At 56.3% G+C, this 620-nt stretch carries 1 protein-coding gene; it reads left to right on the top strand.

The window, feature by feature from the left end:
* The first annotated feature begins 121 nt into the window (after positions 1 to 121).
* Positions 122 to 553, top strand: a complete 432-nt coding sequence (locus tag KBI52_RS01030; protein ID WP_210804805.1) for a hypothetical protein — start codon at positions 122 to 124, stop codon at positions 551 to 553.
* Positions 554 to 620: the final 67 nt, after the last annotated feature.

Below are 620 nucleotides of genomic sequence, written 5' to 3'. Positions count from 1 at the left end.
TGACCAACCGCGCCTTTGATGCCCTTGATGAGGTCGGCGACTGGATGCTCGGACGGCGATACTGACCCGAAGGCAGAAGTGCTATTGGTCATTAAGGTAGCGTAAGCTGCCCGCCTGATCTTTGGACAAGAAGCAGCCTATGAGTTCATCGTCACAGTGGACCCTCTTCATCGCCCGCCCTGGACGAGAGCGGCAGCACATCATCCGGGATCCTCACGGCGAGCCGCGGATCATCTTTGGCGAAGACGATGGCACGAGGATCAACGATCATCTCGCCAAGTATCTTGTCGAGAGCCTAAATGCGGGTCTCATTCCAGAAGACCCGAACCCGGACGAGGGCTGGTTTCTGGACAGCCCGGGAGAAGGCGCCGAGCCGGATCCGGCCATTCTCATTTGTGACCCTGATTTCGAGACTCGGCTCGAAATCCTCGATTCGGAAATCCCTGAAGTGGATCAGGCGCTGGGCCGAAAGGTTGTGGCTCTAATCAATACTTACTTCATGCAGAACGAGGTTTCACATCCAATCGCTTCCTCCGGCGGGTGCCTTCTGTAAGCCATCCTTGGCGGTCGCTTCTAACGCAGTACTCAATCAAGAACACATGCTGCGCCGATCCCATGGA

The organism is Microvirga sp. HBU67558, from assembly GCF_018069605.1.
GTDB lineage: Bacteria > Pseudomonadota > Alphaproteobacteria > Rhizobiales > Beijerinckiaceae > Microvirga > Microvirga terrae.
Note: the sequence above shows the minus strand (reverse complement) of the source record. Positions and strands in the feature narration are given on the sequence as shown.